The 23,139-nt window shown below is 33.0% G+C and carries 17 protein-coding genes and 1 tRNA gene; 9 read left to right on the forward strand and 9 right to left on the reverse strand.

The window, feature by feature from the left end:
* Positions 1-198: 198 nt before the first annotated feature.
* Positions 199-618, forward strand: coding sequence for a hypothetical protein (locus MTP08_RS09975; RefSeq protein WP_243575902.1), 420 nt, complete (start codon positions 199-201; stop codon positions 616-618).
* 54 nt (positions 619-672) lie between these two features.
* Here the strand turns inward: MTP08_RS09975 and alaS are convergent, their stop codons facing one another.
* From alaS to MTP08_RS09990, 3 genes are all read right to left on the reverse strand, one after another.
* Positions 673-3,276 (reverse strand): alanine--tRNA ligase, encoded by a 2,604-nt coding sequence (gene alaS / locus MTP08_RS09980; protein WP_243575903.1) that lies wholly within the window; start codon positions 3,274-3,276, stop codon positions 673-675.
* A 113-nt stretch (positions 3,277-3,389) separates the two neighbouring features.
* The gene (locus MTP08_RS09985) at positions 3,390-3,902 is read right to left on the reverse strand and encodes a nitroreductase family protein (protein WP_243575904.1); all 513 of its coding nucleotides are present in this window, start codon (positions 3,900-3,902) and stop codon (positions 3,390-3,392) included.
* Between the two features lie 110 nt (positions 3,903-4,012).
* On the reverse strand, positions 4,013-4,462 hold the full coding sequence (locus tag MTP08_RS09990; protein WP_209390119.1) for a hypothetical protein: 450 nt from the start codon (positions 4,460-4,462) through the stop codon (positions 4,013-4,015).
* 210 nt (positions 4,463-4,672) lie between these two features.
* Here MTP08_RS09990 and MTP08_RS09995 point away from each other — a divergent pair, with 210 nt between their 5' ends.
* From MTP08_RS09995 to MTP08_RS10010, 4 genes are all read left to right on the forward strand, one after another.
* Positions 4,673-6,712 carry a M3 family metallopeptidase gene (locus tag MTP08_RS09995; RefSeq protein ID WP_243575905.1) on the forward strand — a complete coding sequence of 680 codons (2,040 nt, stop codon included), beginning with the start codon at positions 4,673-4,675 and terminating at the stop codon, positions 6,710-6,712.
* Between the two features lie 359 nt (positions 6,713-7,071).
* On the forward strand, positions 7,072-7,509 hold the full coding sequence (locus tag MTP08_RS10000; protein WP_243575906.1) for a hypothetical protein: 438 nt from the start codon (positions 7,072-7,074) through the stop codon (positions 7,507-7,509).
* A gap of 238 nt (positions 7,510-7,747) precedes the next feature.
* The gene (locus MTP08_RS10005) at positions 7,748-8,341 is read left to right on the forward strand and encodes a hypothetical protein (protein ID WP_243575907.1); all 594 of its coding nucleotides are present in this window, start codon (positions 7,748-7,750) and stop codon (positions 8,339-8,341) included.
* Positions 8,342-8,424: 83 nt separating this feature from the next.
* Entirely contained in the window at positions 8,425-9,135 is a 711-nt protein-coding gene (locus MTP08_RS10010; RefSeq protein ID WP_243575908.1) for an ABC transporter ATP-binding protein, read from the forward strand.
* A 74-nt stretch (positions 9,136-9,209) separates the two neighbouring features.
* On the opposite strand, the gene MTP08_RS10015 is transcribed toward MTP08_RS10010, so the two are convergent.
* Positions 9,210-15,143 carry an alpha-2-macroglobulin family protein gene (locus MTP08_RS10015; RefSeq protein ID WP_243575909.1) on the reverse strand — a complete coding sequence of 1,978 codons (5,934 nt, stop codon included), beginning with the start codon at positions 15,141-15,143 and terminating at the stop codon, positions 9,210-9,212.
* 18 nt (positions 15,144-15,161) lie between these two features.
* Here MTP08_RS10015 and MTP08_RS10020 point away from each other — a divergent pair, with 18 nt between their 5' ends.
* The 3 genes from MTP08_RS10020 to MTP08_RS10030 are packed head-to-tail and all read left to right on the forward strand — an operon-like array spanning position 15,162 to position 17,302.
* Entirely contained in the window at positions 15,162-15,917 is a 756-nt protein-coding gene (locus MTP08_RS10020; RefSeq protein WP_243575910.1) for a UbiA prenyltransferase family protein, read from the forward strand.
* A 3-nt stretch (positions 15,918-15,920) separates the two neighbouring features.
* A complete protein-coding gene (recF, locus tag MTP08_RS10025; RefSeq protein ID WP_243575911.1) occupies positions 15,921-17,000 on the forward strand; it encodes a DNA replication/repair protein RecF in 1,080 nt (359 codons plus the stop codon).
* Between the two features lie 5 nt (positions 17,001-17,005).
* On the forward strand, positions 17,006-17,302 hold the full coding sequence (locus MTP08_RS10030) for a hypothetical protein (RefSeq protein WP_209390126.1): 297 nt from the start codon (positions 17,006-17,008) through the stop codon (positions 17,300-17,302).
* Here MTP08_RS10030 and MTP08_RS10035 read toward each other — a convergent pair.
* The 3 genes from MTP08_RS10035 to MTP08_RS10045 are packed head-to-tail and all read right to left on the reverse strand — an operon-like array spanning position 17,280 to position 21,058.
* Positions 17,280-19,313, reverse strand: a complete 2,034-nt coding sequence (locus MTP08_RS10035) for a recombinase (RefSeq protein WP_394803717.1) — start codon at positions 19,311-19,313, stop codon at positions 17,280-17,282. The genes MTP08_RS10030 and MTP08_RS10035 overlap by 23 nt on opposite strands.
* Positions 19,314-19,326: 13 nt before the next feature.
* Positions 19,327-19,971 (reverse strand): monofunctional biosynthetic peptidoglycan transglycosylase, encoded by a 645-nt coding sequence (gene mtgA, locus MTP08_RS10040; protein WP_243575912.1) that lies wholly within the window; start codon positions 19,969-19,971, stop codon positions 19,327-19,329.
* Between the two features lie 40 nt (positions 19,972-20,011).
* The gene (locus MTP08_RS10045; RefSeq protein WP_243575913.1) at positions 20,012-21,058 is read right to left on the reverse strand and encodes an ABC transporter substrate-binding protein; all 1,047 of its coding nucleotides are present in this window, start codon (positions 21,056-21,058) and stop codon (positions 20,012-20,014) included.
* Positions 21,059-21,105: 47 nt separating this feature from the next.
* On the opposite strand from MTP08_RS10045, the gene MTP08_RS10050 reads away from it, so the two are divergent.
* Positions 21,106-21,179 (forward strand) — tRNA-Arg (locus MTP08_RS10050).
* Here the strand turns inward: MTP08_RS10050 and MTP08_RS10055 are convergent.
* Together MTP08_RS10055 and MTP08_RS10060 are read right to left on the reverse strand one after the other, a co-directional pair.
* Positions 21,145-22,719, reverse strand: a complete 1,575-nt coding sequence (locus tag MTP08_RS10055) for a recombinase family protein (RefSeq protein ID WP_165601786.1) — start codon at positions 22,717-22,719, stop codon at positions 21,145-21,147. The two genes, MTP08_RS10050 and MTP08_RS10055, sit on opposite strands and share 35 nt — an antisense overlap.
* Before the next feature lie 88 nt (positions 22,720-22,807).
* Entirely contained in the window at positions 22,808-23,029 is a 222-nt protein-coding gene (locus MTP08_RS10060; RefSeq protein WP_065720727.1) for a hypothetical protein, read from the reverse strand.
* Positions 23,030-23,139 lie beyond the last annotated feature (110 nt).

The raw sequence follows: 23,139 nt of genomic DNA on the forward strand, positions 1-23,139 counted from the left end.
TAAATCTACTTGAGAGGATTATTTCTGAATTATTTTTAAAAATCATAAAGAATTTAACGAAAATGAATAACACCTGATTTCTGCGGAATTTTAAAATAATTATCCGAATCAGTTTCATGACATGTATAACTTGGAGGTAGCCTTAATTTATTAAAAAAATTGTTACTAAATTTGCCGGAATTTTTTTAAGCATATACAATGATCAAAAAACTATTTGCAATTTTATTTTTTGCAGGAATCGGAATTTTCGGAACTGAAATAAAAGCACAAACGATTGATGAAATTAAGCAGAAACAGGAGTTATTTAAAATTTATTCTGATCTTTTAGACAAAAATATGGATCTTGCCAAAGAAAGACAAACCAATGTAAAATTAACTGAAGAGGTAAGTGTTCTAAATAGAAAATCAGATAAAAAAACAGATAAATTTACTTCTTCTGATCCTAAAAGCACTTCTTCTGATGCTAAAAATACGGCAAAACTTCTTAAAGAAACAGAATCTGCTAATCGGGATCTTGCCAAAAGCAACAGCAGGATTAAAAGCATTGAAAATGATATGAAAAAAATCGTAGCTAAAATGGAAAAGTACGATTACGCCGTTGAAATCAAGAAAAAGTAAATAAAAAAGGCTGTCACAAAAAATGAGACAGCCTTTTTTATATTTTCAATTCAATTATAAATTCAGAGCTTTCTGATAAGCATTCTCTAAACCATCAAGATTTTTACCGCCAGCCGTTGCAAAGCCCGGATTTCCGCCGCCGCCGCCCTGGATTTCTTTCGCTAAATCTTTCACGATTGTTCCTGCCTGATAACTCGATGCCAAATCATCCGAAACACCAACTGTAATCATAGGTTTTCCGTCTGCATCAGATAAAATTACCGTTACCGAAGTCGGAATTTCTTTCTTCAATTGGAACACTATATCTTTCACAGAAGCTGCATCCAAAGAGGTTTTCTTCACTAAAAGAAGTTTGTCGCCTTTTTGTTCGTAAGCATTTTTCCAATCACCGATTTCACCTTTTGCTTTTTCTTTTTTGAAGGCTTCAACTTCAGATTTTAAAGTGGCATTTTCTTCGATTAATTTCTCAATAGAACGCACCACATCTTTAGATTTCAGCAATTGGGAAAGCTCGGTTATTTGTTTTTCCAGATTTTTGAAATATTCATCGGCTTTGTCTGCAGAAATGGCTTCAATTCTTCGGATTCCCGCCGCTGCAGAACTCTCGGAAACCAATTTGAAATGCCCGATTTCGCTCGTATTTTTAACGTGAGTTCCACCGCAAAGTTCCATTGATGTTCCAAACTGAATCATTCTTACATTGTCACCATATTTTTCACCAAACAAAGCCATCGCACCTCTGTCCAAAGCTTCCTGAATCGGGATGCTTCTGAACTCCTGCAAAGCAATGCTGTCTTTAATTTTGGCATTCACTTTATCTTCAACCAATTTCAGTTCTTCATCGGTCATTTTATTGAAATGTGAAAAATCGAAACGCAGATAATCCGGACCTACAAACGAGCCTTTTTGTTCTACGTGCGTCCCTAAAACCTCTCTCAGAGCCTCGTGAAGCAAATGCGTCACCGAGTGATTCGCCTGAGAATTTCTTCTTTCAGAATCATTGACTTTAGCGTAGAAAACAGCACCGGCATCTTTCGGAAGCCCGTTGATTAAAGAAATAATCAGTCCGTTTTCTTTTTTGGTTTCAAGTACTTCAAAGCTTTCGGCGGCATTTTCAAGAACACCTTTATCGCCGATTTGTCCACCACCTTCCGGATAGAAAGGCGATTCGCTCAATACGATCTGATAAAATTCTCCGTCTTTATTTTCTACTTTTCTGTATCTGGTAATATACGTTTCAGACTCGGTTTTATCGTAACCGACAAAGTTTTCTGGCTTCTCTTCCAATGTTACCCAGTCATAAACTTTCTGTGCAGAATCTGCTTTGGAACGTTGTTTTTGTTGATTCAAAGCCTGCTCAAAGCCTGCTTCATCTATGGTTAAGCCTTTTTCTTCGGCAATAATTCTCGTCAAATCATCAGGGAAACCGTAAGTGTCGTACAATTCGAAAACTTCTTCTGTCGGCAATACTTTTTTACCTTCAGAAATTGTCTGTTGAATGAGTTTTTCAACTCTTATTAATCCTGTCTCAATAGTTCTGAGGAAAGATTCTTCTTCACTTTTAATCACTTCAGTTACCAAAGTTCCCTGCTTTTCAAGCTCCGGGAAGAATTTGCCCATTTGCTCCTGAAGAACAGCCACTAACTGATAAAGGAAAGGTTCTTTTTGGTCTAAAAAACGATAAGCATAAGAAATCGCTCTTCTTAAAATTCTTCTGATAACGTAACCAGCACCGCCGTTGGATGGCAATTGTCCGTCTGCAATCGCAAAAGAAACCGCTCTGATATGGTCTACCACAACACGAATGGCGATGTCTTTTTCATCCGTTAAAATTCCGGTATATTTTTTACCTGAAAGTTCCTCAACTTTAGCAATCAAAGGGGTGAAAACATCCGTGTCATAATTAGATTCTTTATGTTGCAATGCCATACAAAGACGCTCGAATCCCATTCCGGTATCGATGTGTTTTGCAGGAAGATTTTCCAGAGAACCGTCTGCTTTTCTGTTGAACTGCATAAATACGAGATTCCAGATTTCTACAACCTGCGGATGGTCGTTATTAACCAATTCCAATCCGGAAATCTTAGCTTTTTCTTCTGCACTTCTCAAGTCCACATGGATTTCCGAACAAGGTCCGCAAGGTCCACTTGCTCCCATTTCCCAGAAATTATCTTTCTTATTTCCGTTGATAATTCTGTCTTCAGAAATAAATTCTTTCCAATAATTATAAGCTTCATTATCTCTTTCAAGATTTTCTTTTTCGTCTCCTTCAAAAATGGTGACGTAAAGATTTTCTTTTGGAATTCCGTACACTTCTGTCAACAATTCCCAAGCCCAAGAAATGGCTTCTTTTTTGAAATAATCGCCAAAAGACCAGTTTCCCAACATCTCAAACATCGTATGGTGATAGGTATCACGACCCACGTCATCCAAATCATTATGCTTCCCAGAAACTCTCAGACATTTTTGAGTATCGGCAATTCGGGAGGCTTTCGGTTCTTTGTATCCTAAAAAATAATCTTTGAACTGCGTCATCCCGGAGTTGGAAAACATCAGCGTGGGATCGTCTTTAAGAACGATGGGCGCAGAAGGAACAATTAAATGTTCTTTGCTTTTGAAAAAATCTAAAAATTGCTGTCTTATCTCTTGTGAAGTCATTTTAGTTATCGGTTGTTGGTTGATAGTTGATTGCTGTTTACACACATCAACTTTAGGTTGGCAAATTTAATGTTTTATATGATTTGTTGCTATATATTATTTTTGCTCAAAAATTAATCTGTTTGTCCCATATAAAAAAGACCCAGACATTTCTGATTTTCTTCAATCGTGAGCGAATTTTTTAAATAATCTACTAGTTTTGGTGAACTCCAATAACACCCGATATGATGAGCTGTACAAGTAAGATACATATTCTGAACCGCCATAGAAACGGCAGCAATTTCTTCCCATTCCGGAACTAAGCCGCTAAAATTCACAACAATAGAAACAACCGTATCTGCTTTATTAATTTTAAAACCGATATCATTGTATTTTTTCTCTAAAAAAGTTTGAGGAGCCGTTACAGATTTATAGATTTCCTGCATTTCGGATGCAAGTTTTACCTTTTCTGCTCCTTTGAATATTTTAAAACGCCAAGGCTTTGTTCGTTTATGATTAGGTGCAAAATTAGCCGAGTTGATGATCTCTTCAATAATATGCTGAGGAATTTCATTTTCTGAATAATCTTTCGGAAAAATACTCCTTCTTTCTTCTATAATTTGTTTTAAAACTTCTGCTTGATTCATGTAACGAAATTATCGAAAAAACTTGAATTCTGAATGTAGCATCATCAATTTTTCCAGAATAAAGGCATAAAATGGTTAATTCTTCGTTTTATACTTTCATTCAATTTCAATTACAGAACTTCTTCAATTTTTTGATGAATTCTGTTTAAAGTGAATTCTTCGCCCGCTTTCATGCCGATAATTTTTTTTGCCATCGGACTTTCGGGAGAAATTGCGTAAAAACGATCTCCGTTATAAAAAAACTCTCCCAAAGAAACAGAAATGTAGAATCTTGCCTTATTGGTTATAACCAAAGAACCTAATTTGGCTACTTCAGAATCTGTACTTAAAACTTTCTTCATTTGCTGCTGCATACTTTTAAGATTAGCCATTTGTTTATCTAAATGGTAAATCTCATCCTGTATTTCTTCCCGAATAGAATCGTATTTGGAAGTTTTTTTAATATCTCTACTTGCTTCCAAAGTGAAATTGAGATAAAATTCTAATGTTTTCACTTTACCCGAAATCATATCCCGTACAAAAACCCGCAAATCATTTTTATTGTAAGTCACCTTCTGCATATATCTTATTCTTTAAAGATAAAGATAGCATTTTTAAATGAATTTTAAAATGTGAACGAAGTCTGATTATCATTCAATAAAAAAAGATTTCTGACATTTTTTCGAAGATTCAGCATTTTTGTCATACTATTTCTCAGGGCATTCTTTTTGACCATTGTAAAACATAATTCAGACTAAAAAATAATTACATTTACGTATAAAAATAGATTTATGAGTATTCTAACGGAAAAATTCACGACTAAATATAACTCTGCACCTTTTAACCAAATAAAAAACGAAGATTATCTTCCTGCTTTTAAAGAATTAATACACAGTTCTGAAGAAGAAATTAATGCTATCGTTAACAATCCAAACGAACCTGATTTTGAAAACACAATTGAAGCTTTGGCATTTTCTGGTGAACAGCTAGACCGAGCTTCAAGTATTTTTTTCAATTTGAATTCTGCTGAAACCAGTGATGAGTTGCAGCAAATTGCACAGGAGGTTTCTCCTATTTTAACGGAATATTCATCGAAAATTTCTCAAAACAAAGCTTTGTTTCAAAAAATAAAAAAAGTTTATGATCAAAAAGACAGTTATAATCTGAACGAGGAGCAGCAAATGCTTTTAAATGAAACCTACAAAGGTTTTGTACGAAGCGGAGCACTTCTGAATGAAGAAGATAAAGAGAAATTACAAAAAATAAATATGGATTTATCTCTTAAATCTCTTCAGTTTGGGCAAAATGTTTTGGCATCTACCAATAACTACTTTAAGCACATAACCAATAAAGCAGATTTAGCCGGAATTCCTGAGGCTATTTTGGAACAATTTGCAGAAGAAGCCAAAGAAAGAAATCTCGATGGATGGGTAATTACCTTACAATATCCCAGCTACATACCGTTTATGACGTATGCGGAAAATAGAGAATTGAGAAAAGAAATTGCATTGGCAAACGGTAAAAAATCTTTTCAGAATGATGAATTCGACAATCAGAAACTTATTGTAGATATTTTAAAATTAAAGCAGGAAAAAGCAGCATTATTAGGATTTAAAAATTATGCAGATTATGTATTGGAAGAACGAATGGCAAAATCTCCAACCAAAGTGCTTGATTTTTTGAATGAACTATTAACAAAAGCTAAACCATTTGCAGATAAAGAAATTGAAGAATTAAAATCTTTGGCAAAGAACGACGGAATAGAAGAAATGCAGAGTTACGACCATGCATTTTATGCGGAAAAACTCAGAAAAGCCAAATACGACCTCAACGATGAAGAACTGAAGCCTTATTTCCCTTTAAATCAGGTTCAGGAAGCCGTTTTTGGGCTTTCACATAAACTTTTCGGACTTAGTTTTGAGGAACAAAAAGATATCCCAAAATATCATGATGATGTGAAAGTGTATGAAGTATTTGAGGATGAAAAAAATTCAGGTGAAAAAACTTTTAAAGCACTGCTGTATGTAGATTATTTCCCAAGAAAAGGCAAAAGAGCCGGAGCCTGGATGACGAGCTATAAAAATCAGTATCAGAAAGATGGCGAAAACTCGCGTCCGCATATTTCCATTGTTTGTAATTTCAGCAAACCGACTAAAGACACACCGAGTTTACTTACTTTTCAGGAAGTAACGACATTATTCCACGAATTTGGTCATGCTCTTCACGGGATGTTGGCAAACACACAATACCCTAACCTTTCCGGAACTTCTGTAAAATGGGATTTTGTTGAACTTCCTTCTCAGTTCCTAGAAAATTTCTGCTACGAACCCGAATTTCTGAAAACTTTTGCCAAACATTACAAAACAGGAGAAGTTTTGCCGGATGAAAAAATTGAAAAAATATCGCAAAGTAAAACCTTCATGGAAGGATATCAAACGTTGCGACAAATAGGTTTTGGTTTGCTGGATATGAATTATCATACAAAAGTTGAAGAATTGGAAAGCAAAAACATTAAACAGTTCGAAGATTATTACACCAAACAGACACAGCTGTATCCTGTAAATCCTGAAACTGCGATGAGCCCAAGTTTTTCTCATATTTTCCAAGGAGGTTATTCTGCGGGATACTATTCTTATAAATGGGCAGAAGTTTTGGATGCAGATGCTTTCGGCTATTTTAAAGAAACCGGCATTTTCAATCCAGAAACAGCAGCAAAATTTAAAGTTCTGCTTTCTTCTGGCGGAACAAAAGACCCAATGGATTTATATAAAAATTTCAGAGGCAGTGAGCCAAAAGTGGAAAGTTTGCTAAAAAGAGCATTCGGCGAATGAGGACGCATTTTTTAAATTAAAAAAATTTCTTTTTAGAAATTTCTGAAACTCCAAAGAGAATATCTTTTGGAGTTTTTTTATGTGGTATTCTTCAATGTTTTGGATGTAAAAACAACATTTATTTTGAATTTTAAACCATCTTTTTTCAACTTACAACCAAATGATTATCAATATAATACCATAATAAAATGTAAAATTTTCCGAATTTTTACATTCCTTTTATAAATCATTACAAGCTCTTATTTTTCCACACCTCTAAAAAGTTAAATTTGTAAAACAAACATTTAATAAAAGTTATTTTTTTTAAACCAAAACTTGTATTAATATTTATTTTATCAACCAAATAATCTTTATGCACAATGAAAATTTCTAATTACAATTTCACCCGCTCATTAGCATTTTGTGTTACTTTTAGTGTACTGATAATTTCGCTAGCTTTTTTAACAATTTCAGAAGGATTAATTTCGGATTTAGCACTTATTGCAATTGGTACTTCAATGCTATTCTTGATTTTTCGTATTCAGAGCGTTTCTTATGAAATTTCCGGAAATTGCCTTACTATAAGGAAATTTCACCCTTTTACATCGAGAAAATTTAATCCTCCATGTGTAGAACTTCCACAATCCAGCATTAAAAATTATCATCTTTCCAATTATTTGGGATTAACGACACTTACTCTTAGAATTAATACTCACAGAAAAAAAAATTATTTAATACGGATTTATTTTTTTGGATTCAGTACCAGTCAGTGCAGAAAAATACAATCGAGCCTTCAGATGATGAAAGTTTCAGGATAATCTGTAATAAGAATTTCAGCATTATCAAAGAATAAGAATTTATTCTAAAAATCACTAAGACTTTTAATAGTTATTTGGATAAGTTCACAATGGTTTCAGGAAAAATTAACAACGGATATAAAAAAGGTAAATTAATCAAATAAAAAAAAAGATTATTTTTGCAGGAATAAAATTGGCATCTGGCTATAATTATCAATAAATTAGCAGTCATTTACCAAAATATTAAATTGAAATTCGCATGAAAAAAATAATTTTATTTCTTACCTTTTTTATAGGAATATCTGCTTTCTCACAGATAAAAGTGCTTAAAAATGAAACATTGGTAGAAATTGGAAAAGAAAATTCTGTAGGTCTTTATAAAAAAGAAAACAGATTTACCTTCAATTATCAGGATATCAATACCAGTAATCTTAATACGTTCAGATCTTTTTCTTTTAATGATCTTAATGGAGATGTAAGTGAACTTTATAAAATGATTAGCGATGGTTTTATTGATGAACCTAGCGGAAACATCACTTTAGAACTTCCAAGTGATATTATTGAACTGCATTTTGAGAAAAATTACGGACAACCTACTGTTCAGTTTATACAGTACATCAACAAAAACAAAAAATACGTAGGTAAATCTCAGTTTCTGAATAAAAAACAGATTGATAAAATCTTTGGGATAGGAACTACAAAACAAAATCTTTACAAAAAAGCTGTTGAAAAGCATACAAATGCCAATCAACCTAACGCAACACAGACCTATCAAAATCAGGTTACGTATGAGCAGCCAAAGAGCAATACACCGGCTTCAATGCCTTCAAAAACTAAGAAATCCAGAAAATAATATTCATTACAGCAATATATTAAGACTCATTCTACACGAATGAGTTTTTTTATTTCTATTTTTGCTGAAATATTTGTTTTAATATGTCACTTCAGGTTATCAATTTAACAAAGAAATTCGGAGAGCAGACCGCTCTTAACAATATTAATATTTCTATCGACAAGAACGAAATTATCGGTCTTCTTGGTCCCAATGGAGCAGGAAAATCTACCTTGATGAAATCTATCGTAGGTGCTTTGAAAATTGATGAAGGAGAAATTATTTTTAACGGTAAAAATATATCCGAAAGCGAAATTGAAGCTAAAAAGAACATCGGTTTTCTTCCTGAAAACAATCCTTTATATTTGGAGATGTATGTAAGAGAATACCTGCAATTTGTAGCCGATCTTCATAAAATTTCACATGCAAGAATTGATGAAGTAATAGAATTGGTTGGAATTACCCCAGAAAAATCTAAAAAAATCGGACAGCTTTCTAAAGGTTATAAACAGAGAGTTGGCTTAGCACAAGCAATTATGCATCAGCCGGATTTATTGATTTTGGATGAACCTACCAACGGACTAGACCCTAACCAAATTCTGGAAATACGAAATGTGGTAAAAGAAATAGGTAAAGAAAAAACCGTTTTACTATCAACCCATATTATGCAGGAAGTAGAAGCACTTTGTACCAGAGTAATTCTTATTCATAAAGGCAATATTGTACAGGATTCTAATATTGAAGATTTCAAAGGTAAATTTTCGAGTCTGGAAGAAGCTTTTGCTCATTATACGCAGACGGAAGTTACAGAATAAATGTATTCAGTTATAAATATAAAAACGGTTTCAGGAAATTTCTGAAACCGTTTTTCTTTGGTAAGCTCGGTAAATTATTCTTGTATTACAATATTGGTACCTTTTGTATGAGCACTCATCTGCGGAGCATAGTAATTCTGAATGGTTGTAATTCCGTTCGAAAATTTCCCCGAAGCATTGGTAACATAATCATATTCAAAAACATATTTACCTTTCGGCATATATTGAATATAAAAATTGGTAGACGCATCTTTTGTTGACTGATAATATCCTAAATTATTTTTCCACTGATATCCGGAGATTACATCCAACGGCTCAAATCCTGCCGCTCTCATGTCTTTAATATGAATAAACTCCATTGGGCGGTCTGTATTCAAAATCATTCTTACTGTAACTTTATCGCCTACTTTCAGAGGGGTTTCAGAAGAAATTTTCTTTAATTCTTCTCCATTTACTGTTTTTACCTTTTTATACAGCTCTTTGGTTACAGAAAGATAATTTTCGGAAGATTTTATTTTATCTAAATCTTCATAATACTGCCAAAACAATCCTCCCTGAACAATTCCCGCTCCCGGTTTGGTAACCGTAACTGTTGCTAATTTTTTGTCTAAAATATCTGTTTGAACAGTAGATTTAATATATCCTGTTGCTTGGTTATCGGCTTTCACTTCTTTTCCGCCCCAGATTACTGTTGCTTTATCGCTTTCAGCAGAAGTCCAAGATTTCCCTGAATTCAGAATTGTAAAAATTACTTCAGCAGTTCCTCTAGAACTTCCCCAAGAATTTACTTCTTTCTGCGTTACAAGCCAGATTTTCATATCTTCTATCCACTTTTCGTCGTTGGGTTTCAATTTGCTGAATGCCTCCAAAGCACCCGCCTGATTTACTACTTTAGAACTGAACCAACCCCAATCGTTCAAATTCTGTTTCCAGTAAACCCCTTGTGTTTTAGAATCGACAGAAGTTTCTTTTAAATAATTTAAAAACCTGTCTGAAACAGCTTTCAAACCAAAATTATAAGTAAGTAAAGCCATACGGTGCAATCCAAAGAAAGTAAAATCTGTAAGTTTTGCCGATTGCGAATTACTTTTTACTAAAGATTTCAAAGTTGCAGATTTTCCACTTAAAGGATACTCTTTTTCCCAGTAATTTCGGGTATCGAGATAGTCTAAAGTGAAATTATTCATTACATTTTTATCTTTAGGATTATAATATTTAATCATTTCTTTATCTACAAAACCAACCAGTTTCTTCACCAAATCTTTCTGTTCGGCAGTTTGATAATCTTTTACATTATCTTTGAGCCAAGAATTTATTTTTCCTAAATTTTTAAGAATATACAAAGATGTAGAATAAGAACTTGGATATCCTTGATACCACGAAAAGCCACCATCCGGATTTTGAAGCTTTTTAAACTCATCCCAATCCTGACGAATAGAATTTTTCATCGTATTGACATCAAACAGCAATGCCAGTTTCTGCATTTGCTCGTTTTCGTTTTTACTTTCTAAAACCCATGGCGTTTCTTCGAGCAATAACTGTTTCAGCTCTTCATTTTTTTCAAGATTTGAATTCACTAAGCCTTTGCTCTGATATTCTTCAAAAACTGTTTTCAATTTTGGATTAGCTTTAAAAATTTCTGAAGCCAATACATCGGCAAACCATTTATTGAAGACCACATCCGCCGAACTGTTCTGATCGTTTTTCAGACCAGGAAGAGCAAACAGAATTTCCCAAACAGGATTTGTTGTTAATTCTAAAGTATTGGAAACATTAGTAATGGTGGAAGAATTAGAATTTTTCAGGTTTTCCAGCTCAAAAGTTTTCGTTTCTCCTTCTTTCACAAAAATGGGTAAAGCTTCAGTAACCAACATTCTGTTAGGTAAAACCGCCATAGCTTTCTGTTCACCGTCAGAATACTGTCCGGCTTTTGCCACAACCTTCATAATAACAGAAGAAGCATCTTTCGGAACTTTAACCTTCCACGTAAGAGCAATATTTCCATTTTCATCAACCGAAAAAGCCTGTTCTGAATTATATCCTGAAACTGCCGTAATTCTACTCAAACCAAATTTCTCTGAAATATCTTCATTCGTAAAAGCATCCAAAATCTGGAGTTGGGCAAATCCGTTCAGTTTTTTTGATGTTAAATTAGACAGTTTCGACTGAAAATTAAGTTCATCTCCTTCTCTCAAAAATCTTGGGTAATTTGGGGTTACCGAAAATTCTTTCTGTGTAACCACCTCTTTTTCTAAAGTGGCCGCTCTTGCATCTTTTGTATGAGCCAAAAACATCAATTTCCATTTTGTTAAAGCTTCCGGAGAAGTAAATTCAAACTGAACATTGCCTTCAGAATCAGTTTTTAAATCTGGATAAAAGAAAGCTGTTTCATTAAGATTTTGGCGAACCGGAATTTTATTTAATTCATCATCAAGAATATCTTTAGAAGAACCCGGTGTTCCAGAACCTGTAATAAATACTCCGGCAGCCGAACCTTGAACAGCATTCAAAACATTTGCATTAGGACGTTTTTTTAATACTGACTTACTATATCCAAGAAGCACCACCTCTTCATTTTGCTTCACATTATTATCTAAAGTATCATAAGATTTTACAGCAACTGGAGCAGGTGCATTTCCTCTGTAATATTTCAAATCGGTGTTATTATCAAACCAATTAAAAAGCGGCAAATAAACATTTCTTCCTTTAAGATATTTTATTCTCTGCTGAAAATTAATTTGGCTCAAACTATTTCTCATGTCATAAGAATTGACAAAAGAATATGGATTGAACAGTTTTTCCCATGTGAAATTATTTGCAGAGAACTGATCCAAAGACATATCGTACATATTTGCCAAAACTTCTGCATTTATTTTCTCTTTATCGTTTCCTATTACCTTTACAGACCATTTTTCTTTAACATTGGGCTCAATTTTATCTCGGAAAGTTGTCGTTTCAATTTTTAAAGGCTGCTCAGAATCTTTAATTCTTAAATTAACCTTTTCCGTCTGAATATCATTAAAAGCAACCACCTGAAACTGAAGATTAACCGAATTAATATTTTTGTCTTTAGGAATTTGCACTTCATATTCTAAAATACCATTTTTAATCGGATAAACTTCAGAAACCGTATTCTCCAAACCATACTGAACAAATACATTTACCAAAGCATCCGGAACCGAAGAATAAACATATATCTTCGCTTTTTCTCCTCTTACAACCTCATCTTTTGGTTTAACAACAGAAAGAAAAGTTTTTTGATTGTTTTTTAGCGTTTTTCTATCCCAAACCGCAAAATTCTGTGTGGCTTTAATGGTATCTTTTCCTTCAATATTGTAAATTTCCAGGTAATAATTTCCAGATTCTAACTTTCCTAAATCTAAAGATTCGCCAGTTTTCTGTTCTCCATTGAGAATAACCGAAGCAACTTTCCAGTTTTTAATACCATCATTTTTATCATAGAAATCGTGAGGAAATTTCTTAATAAATTCTTCTTTAGAAAATTTCGGCAAATCCTGAATTCCTTCAATAAAATTACTTCTGAAAATTCTCTGCGGAGCTTCCAATTTCGACAATTTTACTTTGTAAGGTTTTTTAAGATTCTGTTCGTTATAATTCTTGGTTTCCACCTTAACACTAATTTTTTCATCAGAAAAAACATCTTGTATTTCCTCTGCAGTAATGTAATGAGAGACAGAAGCAACTTTCAGATTGGTATTTGCCGACTGAGTTTCTCCGTTAATATCGGTAACCGAAGCATTAATCTGATAGTTATCAATCTGAATTCCTTTTAGTTTTTCATCACTTTTAAGGTTTAAACTTATCGTAAATTCGCCTTTTTCATCTGTTTTCACTTCTCCCAAAACAGAATTTTCGTTATCATCATTATTAGGATACCACGGGAAATATCTCCATCGTATATTCTGTTTCAGAATTTCATAATTCACATTGGTATTGCTTAAAGCCACTCCGGAAAACATGGTTGCCTTTCCTTTAATCTGAATGGTTTTTCCGTATTGATATTCTTCTTTTACAGGTTCAAAAGTCACTTCAAACTTCGGACGTTTATATTCTTCTACCTGAAAATATTTGTAGCCATTTGTATTTCCGTCTGTTGTGATGTTAAAAGTTCCATTAAGTGCACCTTTTGGAAGAATAAAACTGCCATGATAAGAACCAAATTCATTAGTTGAAAAATTCTGAACAGAAACTTCCTGATTGTTAACATCCTTTAAAGTAATTTTTTGCTGAAGACCAGAAATAACAGATTCTGTTTCATTTTCAATTTTAGTATTAATAACTTTAAAATAAACCTTTTGTCCTGGTCGGTAAATTGCTCTGTCTGTAAAAATCTGAGCTTTTATACGCGTTTTTTTATTCGGATTTCTTTCATCGCTGTTGTAGGAAGTATTGCCATACACTTCCATCATCTGAAAATCGTTGGTTTTAGGTTGCTGAACTAAAAAAGTTCTGTAATAATCATTATTTTGAGATTTTGGAAATTCAAACAATCCTTTTTCAGATGTTTTACCTTGAGATGTATTCAATTTTTCATTCCCGGTAAATTCATAAAAAACAAGATTATCTATTACAGGCTTACCATTCTCCGAACTTACAAGTTTCAATTTATTTTCCAGCGGGTTTCTCTCGTCTCTGTTTTGATATATAATTTTATTTCCGGAAACCAAAAAGTAAAAATTCTGCCCAGATCTGGAATCTTTATCTCCCACTCCGTCTACCGAATATTCTGCAAGATAAATTCCGGAAGGAAGAGGCTGTATCTCCAATGAAGTTTTGTGAGATTGATAATCTTTTTCATCTTTAAGCTGAAAAACCTCTTTTCTCACCAACGTTTTTTTCACTTTTCCGAATGCATTATTATACGGATTTTTAGTGTACTTTAAGAAAGACAGCAAATCTTCTTTCACCTCGTATAAACTGAGCGAAAACTGAGAAACATTTTTGTAATCTGCCACAATATGAATAGGCATATTAGGCTGAGTCTGCTCCTCATATTGAATCTCTAAAACAGGATTGGTTATCTGATTTTCTTTATTGATAATATTATTTAAGAATTCGGATTTCGGATATTGTTTCTTTATAGAATCTGCAATCTCTAACGCTTCTTTTTGTTTGTTTTGAGAAACTAAATCGTTAATTATCTGTTCTGCAATTAAAACTTTGTAATCGCCATCAATATTCACTTTCAGTAAATCCTGAAGTTGGCTCAGAAGGTTGTTGCAAGAATTATAACTGCAGTTTCCTATTAATTTCTGATGCATAAAATACAGTTTGGAATTCCCTGAGTTTTGCAATATCAGATCATCATAAACCGTATTAATAATTTTTTTATTTTCGACAAGTTCATTTTTGGTAAACAAACCATTCTGCGACAAAAAAGAAACTTTTTTCATCGCATACCAATCTGCTAATGTTGGGAAATAATCTATATTTTCGGTATTAGAAAAAACATCTTTGTACTTCGATAAAGATACCTTTTTCATTGCCTGATTCTGCAAATCCAGTTCAGCAAAATTTTTAGACAAATAGTTTTTAAAATCCAGTTTACTCCATGTTTCTATCTGTTTTAAATTCTCAGAATTAATATTGGTTCTAGAATTAACCTTCCAAGAATTCTGGCGATAATAATCCAGCAAAAAACCAGAAACTAAGGTTTTGAAGAACAGCAAATCTTCTCCATTAATTTTTTTTTCTACATTCTGAAGTTTAACAAAATACTGTGAAGCAGCCTCATTTTGCTCATCATCAGACGTCTGGTTCATGATGCTGAATTCGGCTTTTAAGGACAAAATGAGTTGTACTGCATTATTTTCTTTCATCGCTTTATTCTGAATTTCTAAAACAGTTGGTAAATTAGATTTAAAATTGCCTTTTTTGGCATTTTCCTGAATCTTTTTCCATTGTTGATCGTAATAATTCTGTGAAAAAACAGGGCTAAAACTCAAGAAAAGCAGGAGCACGAACAAAATCTTGGAATATCTTTGCATAAATGTTATTTTTACTGAATGAATTGCTTAAAATTACTGAAAAAATCGGTTATAGACAGCCAAATATACGTCTCTTTAATGGGAACCTTTTTTGCAGTTTTTTTCATGATTGAGCAAAATACATTCCGTTATCCTACGTTTTTTCTAATTTTCATCACCTATTTCAGTGGTTACCTTTACACCAAGTATCAAAAAACGAAATATTTTTACCGCATTCTCATTCTCAATGTTTTTGCCGGAATTATTTCTGCAATTTTAATTATTTTCAACCATAATGAAATACGTCTGCTGAAATGGTTAATTATTGTAATTTTAGGCTTACTCTACAACAGTTTTTTCTTGGAAAATTACATCCGTAAAATCCCTTTTTTAAAAGTTTTCTATGTCGGTTTGGTTTGGGGACTTGTAAATTGCTGGCTTACTTTACCGCAGTTTAATTTCCCCATATTTTTCATTAGTTTTTTCTTCATTACCGCACTGGTTTTACCTTTTGATATTCGAGACATGAAAAATGACACCATCCAAACATTCCCTAAACTGATTGGAGTACAGAACACCAAATATTTTGCCTATTTGCTGGTATTTTTTGCCTGTATTTTATCAATTTTTTATTTGAAATCTGAATTTGCATTAAGCTTTTACATAACCTCTATCATCACTTTTATTCTTATTTATTTTTCTGAGAATGAAAATAATGATGCTTATTTTTCATGGGGTGTAGAAACTTGTTCGATACTTCCTTTTTTATTTTTAGGAATAATAAAGTATTTTTGACAAATGAATATCAAAAAACTTTCGTTGTACAATTTTAAAAATCATTCTGAAAAGGTTTTTGAATTTTCTCCACAAATCAACTGTTTTGTAGGCAATAACGGTGCGGGAAAAACCAATATTCTGGATGCTTTGCATTACCTTTCTGTTGGGAAAAGTTTTCTGGGAAATACCGATTTTAACAACATTAAAAAAGGCGAAGATTTCTTTACGATTAATGCTGAAATTCAAAATGAAGAAAACGAAGATATCATCAAAATATCCCAACCAAAAGACACCAAAAAAATCATCAAAAAGAATGATAAAACCTACGAAAGATTAGCCGATCATATAGGATATTTGCCCAGCGTAATGATTTCCCCTTACGATTCTAATCTCATTTCGGATTCTGGTGAAAGCAGAAGAAAATTTCTGGATTCGATGATTTCGCAAACCGATTCCGAATATCTTTTTGGCTTAATGCAATATCAGAAAACCGTTCAGCAACGAAATGCTCTTCTAAAATATTTTGCCAAAAACAGAACTTGGGACAAAGATTCTCTGGAAATTTATGATGATCCAATTACAAAATTAGGAACTCTAATTTTCGAAAAAAGAAAGAATTTTGTAGAAAAGCTCAATCCTATCGTGCAGAACTTTTACGAAATTATATCGGGAGGAAAAGAAGCGGTTTCTGTAGTCTATGATTCTCATCTTCTTTATGATTATTTTATCAATCTCCTTCAGGAAAATGTGGATCGCGACAGAATGCTTACTTACACATCAAAAGGAATTCATAAAGACGACCTTTTGTTTGAAATGGATTCTGTTTTATTAAAAAAAACAGGTTCTCAGGGACAGCAAAAATCATTTTTAATTTCTTTAAAACTGGCTCAAATGAGTTTGGTGAAAGAACTTACTCATAAAACACCTATTCTTTTGCTGGACGATATTTTCGACAAACTAGACGATACCCGTGTTGCACAGTTGATAAAGCTGGTCAATCAGGAAAATTTCGGACAGATTTTTATAACAGACACTCACAGAGAGAGAACAGAAAATGTGGTGAAAAAGATAAACGAAGAAAGCATCATTTTTGAAATTTAATCTAAATGAAGAAAAATAAAAAACGTGAGTTTCAAAGTTCTGAACTCGTAAAATCTTTTGCCAGAATTCATGGTTTTGAAGATAAACTGACTGCTTTCGAAATTAAAGATTTCCTTGAAGACTATCTGGACGAATCTCTTTTCATGGAAATTGAAAGTGTAAATCTTCATCAAAAAATCATTCAGATTAAAATTAATTCGCCATTGCTGAAAAATGATTTCAAAATGCGAAAAAGCTTTTATCTGAAAAAATTTCAGGATAAATTCGGTGAAGAAAAATTTACTGATCTTCTTGTTTTATAGGAGTCTGGCTTTTAACCATCGCATTTACTTTAGAATCGAAACTGGAACGTAAAGGAAAGAAAAACTTCAGCGGATTTCTTAAAAAATACTGAAAAATAGCCTTGTAAATTTCTCTTACTTCCCCAAAATTCATTTTTCTGGAACGAAATGCCAAAAACATCGAAAGACTGAAACTTACAAGAAAGTTGAAAAAACCAATCAGGAAAACAGTAAGTAAGGAAATCCAAAATGTGTAAGAATCTACACTAAAATCTTTTCCATACAATCCTAAAGCAAAGTTTCCTGCCGCAAAAGTAATGTGGCGAATATCCAAATCTAAACCAAAAAACAAACCTATCGGTGCAGTTGCTCCAAGAAAAACACCAAACCAAAAGTTAGAAACAATTCCTGGCCAGTTTTTCGAGTAATATTTAGATAAACTTTGTGCAAATCGGTCACCAAAAACTCTTTTTATAGACTGGTTTTTAGCAATTCTGTCCGGTATCTGAAAAAACACCGAATTGTTCCCGATATTCCCCGAAATAATCCCCGAAATAAACAGATAAAACCCAGCAATACATGCATGAAGAATAGCTTTAGATTTAAAAGGATCTAAATCCTTCAAAAGCTTATCGGATTTTTCTACCGCAAGATTTTGCGAGAAAAATACGTCCAAACCATAAATAATCGCTATCGCAATCGGGAAAGCAAGTAAAACGTTCCCGACAAAAGCAATAAACTGACTTCTGAAAAGTTTGGAAACCAAATCTGCAAATTCTGTGTAATTACTGTCGGATCTTTCCTGTTCAGACAAAACTTTCGTCATTGTAGCAGCCGTCATTGCAGGTTGTTTAGTTGCCAAAGTATAACCCATTAAATAAATCATCACAAATCCCATTGCATAATTGAGGGAATACAAAAATGCATGAAAGAAATCGCTTCCCGGCATAAAACCGTATAACATTTTCAGAACGCAGAGTGCACCAACAATAATTCCGCCCCCACTCGCTTTGTAAAACATTTTCATGTACTGTTTACGGTTCGAAGTAATATAATGCGTTCCGGTTTCGGCAGTATGATTGGTAATTAGGTGAGACAGAAGTCTTGTACTGTCATTAAAAAGGTCTGAAATATTATTTTTAGAAGATTTGTACCTTAGGATATTAAAAATCAATAGTTTAGACTTCAGAACCACATCCTGTTCATTGTCGATTACCAAGAGATTGAGAATTTCTGAAATACGTTTAATTTGCTGTCTGATTTTCAGTAAAGACTGATTAATTTTTCCTGAAATTCCGTATTTTGAAGAGTTTTTGAAGGCAATGCTAACAAAATCCTGACATTGCTGTAGATAAATTTTAATCTGTTTATATCTTTCGTCTTTAGAATTAAGCTGAATTTCAGGGTTTATTTTAAACTCCTCCGCAAAAGCTTCCAACTCATTTTGTAAAGCTAAAAACGGATTGTCGAAATTTCTGTATTCGGGAGCCATTCTTACCACATCCACTTCTAGAGCCATCCCTGTAACGCGCCAAGAAAGAATATTCATAGAAAACACAAGTTCTTCTTTTACCTTAGTATTTCTTATAAATCCTGAAATTCCTAAGATTTGCATCATTTCATCTACTTCGTTTTCAGGCAGATTTTGGAAATATTCCAAATCTTTTTTGGGTCTGAAACTTACGTTGTCGATAAGATACCAAACTGTATTTTCGTTTTCTACAGGAGGTAAAATTTTATTTAAAATTCTTTTCTTCAATTCCGGAAAAAAAGCATTCTCCGAGAGAATACTGGCTTCCGTTAAGGAAAGATTGAATGGTCTTTCAGAAAAAATTCCGTAGAGATAATAACTGAAGTTATCTGCAAAATTCTGGTTTTGCTTGAAAAAATTGAGAACATCGGTAAAATCTGCCTTTTTTACCGCTTCCAAAAACTCGGCTAAAGGTTCCAATGAAGCAGTTTCATTCTTAAAAGAAAAATATTTCTTAAGAATAGATTTAAAGTTTCCGTTATTTGAACTAAGGAATTTCATTGGTGCAAAGATACTATTTCAGACTTACATTCCTCATTTGTCTCATAATCCACGCATGTTTTTTTCTGAGATAAGGAGAAGGATTTTTAGGATCGTATTTTTTAGGATTGGGCAAGACGGCAGCAATCCATGCTGCATCCGAAGTACTTAGATCTTTTGAGGATTTTCCAAAATAATATTTGGAGGCTGCTTCAACTCCAAAAACCCCTTGTCCCATTTCAATGGAATTCAGATATCTTTCCAGAATAATATCTTTACTCCATACTTTTTCGATAATAAATGTATAAATCGCTTCCAGCCCTTTTCTAATCCAGCTTCTACCCTGCCAAAGAAATACATTTTTGGCAGTTTGCTGAGAAATGGTGCTTCCTCCTCTAATTTTCGTGCCTTTTTCGTTGTATTTCATGGCTTTTTCGATCGCGGTATAATCGAAGCCGTTATGAGAAAAAAACTTTTGATCTTCTGAGGCTATTACTGCTTTTTTAACATTATTCCCCATCTCATCGTAAGAAATGTAGTCGCGCTGAAGTTTGCCGTAGCTTAAAATACCCCCGATTTGAGTAAAAGTAATGGGTGGATTAAAAAATCTCCCCCAAATAATGAAAAACACATTCAACAAAAGGATGATGAATATAACCTGCTTTATTTTTTTCCACATAAGCACAAAACTTACTGCAAAAATATAAAAATACTGCGAGTTACTTTAATTCCTTCATAAAAGTGAGTTGGTAATCTGGCAATAATTCGGGATGTAAGATTTTTATATAATCCTTTAAAACAACATCACAACGTACGATTCCACTTTCGAAAAAATCGTTGGCTTTACCTTTCTCTTTCCCTACCATACTGTACATTTTACCATGATTGAAGACATTAAGCTTAGCATAAAACGGATTTACAGTCAGCAATTCTTTTTTGGATTGGTGATTTCCTACATTCAGCCAAAACTGAATATTTTTTGATTTTGAAAAAACTTCTTCAAAATTCATTGTTACCGCTTTTGTGTCGGAATTATCCTTCAAAATATAATCTCCATGAGCATCTGAAACAAGTTTTGCAAAAGAAGTATTACCTCCCGGAAGATACCAAATGTCACCATACATTTCGTTTGCTAAAACCCCTGGACTGTTGGGCGCTTTCGAAGCCAATGTTTTTAAAGTATTATAATTTTTTTCAATCTCTTTAAATTTAGACTCTGCCAATTCCTCTTTTCCAAGCAGCTTACCAAATACTTTGATGTAAGCAGCTTTTTCTAAAGGATTTTCTTCGTTAAATTCATCAAGAAAAATAACTTTAATTCCGTTATTTTTTAATACCTCATAAGTATTCTGAAAATTTGCGATATAGTTCGTAAAAACAGCATCTGGTTTCAGAGAAATAATTTTTTCTATATCATATTTCTGTTCACTTCCGACATTATGAATTTTCTTCTGCTGTATTAAGTTACCTATTTTCTCAGAATAAATATATTCCGGGCTGGAAACTCCAATAATTAAATTTTCAGCATTCAGCTCGCCAATATATCCCGACATACTTGCGCTGAGCAAAACAATTCTTTTAAAAGGCAGAACATTTTTCTCAATGGAATAATTAAAATTACCCGATTTAAGGTGAAAAGAATTTTTATCATCCCGTAATTCTACTAGCTTAGAGACCGAAACCGTTTCAAAAGAATCATTTTTTGTTTCTCTTTTACAGGCAATTAATGTAAATATGGTAAATAGAAGTAAAATTTTGGCTTTCATCTTTCAAAGAAAAGAAAAAAGTATTATATTTGCAAACCTTTAAACAAGGCCTCGTGGCGCAACTGAATAGCGCATCTGATTACGGCTCAGAAGGTTACAGGTTTGAATCCTGTCGAGGTCACAAGACCGACATTAGAAGATAATTCACTTCTTTGTCGGTTTTTTTTATTCCCTAACTCCTTCTTAATCAAAAAGATACTATTAGCAAAACTATTGATTTTTGTGGTTTGAAAATTCTCTCCATCAAAGATTAACTTTTCAGGATATATCAAACCAACAATAGCCCTTTTATCCATTGTGTTCGCATTTTTATATCTTTCAGAAATATTTATAATGGAATCAAGTGCTTTATTTATCCTTTGTTCAAAATTATTATTTTCAGCTGAACTCTTTAAAGCATTTAACTTAACCTTCAGATTTTCTATTTCAATTTTGTATTTATTTTTTATGCTTCTAAAATCTTCTTCATCTAATTTATCTTCAATGAACATATCTCGTGCTTTTTCAATTCTTTGCTCTATTCCAGTAAGCTTATTTTGAAGTACTTTGCGTTCATCACCAACGCTATTTGACGCAACTGCAAAATTTTGAACAAATATTGCTTTCAATATTTTTGCTGCACCATTGTTAAAGGTGAATTTTGAAAGTTCTTCCACAAATAAATCATTGACAATTTCAGAATTGTGTCTAAAACCACAATCAACTGTACAATGGTAGTAATAATAATGTTTACTTCTTCCCTTTGCACTGCTGGCTGTCAAGTTTTTATTACACTTTGGACATAGTAAAAGTCCTCTCAAAGGATAGCGTTCCTCATTTATTATACGACCAGCAGGTAAAAAGTCATCTTGATTACTTTTTCTAAATAGAATGCTTTGTACCTTCAAGAATAAATCCTCTGAGATTAAAGCATCGTGCTTTCCCTCAATTATTCTCTCTTCTTCATCATTATAAGCTTTTAACAAAAGTTTGCCTGTATATACTATATTTCTTAAAGCTTCCATAAACGAATTTTTTGTAAGTTTCCTTCCTTCACGTTTATTCATTTCTTTAAGAACCACAGCAGTAGGAAGATGTCCTTTGGCTACCTGTTTAAAAGCCCAAATTATATTTGATGCTTCAGGTTCTTTGACTGCAACATATTTTCTCCCGTCCTCTTTACTTCTATTAATATATCCATACGGAGCTATTCCCATCATCCGCCCTTCTCTGATAGCTCTTCTCATTCCATAAGTCACATTCATTGCCCTACGATCATTTTCCACTTCGGGAGTAGACAAATAAATCGCAAGCAAAAGTTTATTTTCCGGCACTCTCAGATCAAGCGGTTGTTCAATAGCTTGTGGAGTAATATTTAGCTTGTTTAAATTGGAAATCATCTGATAGGCTTCACTCGTATTACGACTGAAACGATCCCACTTTGTGAATAATAACAGTCTTCCTTCTTTAATGTTCCTTAACCTTCTAAATCCATACATATACTTTTTCCATTCAGGTCTTTCAAATGTTTTAGCTGAGTGATCTTCATAAATTACATTACCTATAGCTATATTCAAAGAACTACAATGTTTTCTCAATCTTTCCTCTTGATCACGCTGAGAATATCCTTTATCAGCTTGTTCGTCTGTTGATACACGTATATATAAATCAGCAATTTTCATATTCATTTAATTTAAATTGGAAATAAAGCATAATATAAAACTTACAAAGTTGTTAAACTAAGTAATTATGAATCACTAAAATAAGAAATTAATCGTTATTTAAAAGAAACTCTTTGATCGTAACTTTAGCAAGAGTATGTAAAAGTGATAATATCTCGGAAGCTTCTTCCTCCGAAACAAAAATTTCTGAAGCTTTGAGCATTTTAATAGCAACCTCCAAAGGCATTTCTTTAAAATTAATAATCGACTCTACCTCAAATAAATTTGAAGCATTGGCAGACGGCCGTTTATTTTTTTTTGCTTTGGACATTTAAAAAATTTGAATACCGAGGAGATATAATTTCATCCTCTATCTTGAAGTTTGAATAAAATTCGTAATTAATTCGCAGAAAAAAGCCCTCTACAAGTGAGTAAGGGCTA

Origin of the sequence: Chryseobacterium oryzae (assembly GCF_022811665.1) — a bacterium.
In the GTDB taxonomy this organism is placed as follows: Bacteria; Bacteroidota; Bacteroidia; order Flavobacteriales; family Weeksellaceae; genus Chryseobacterium; species Chryseobacterium oryzae.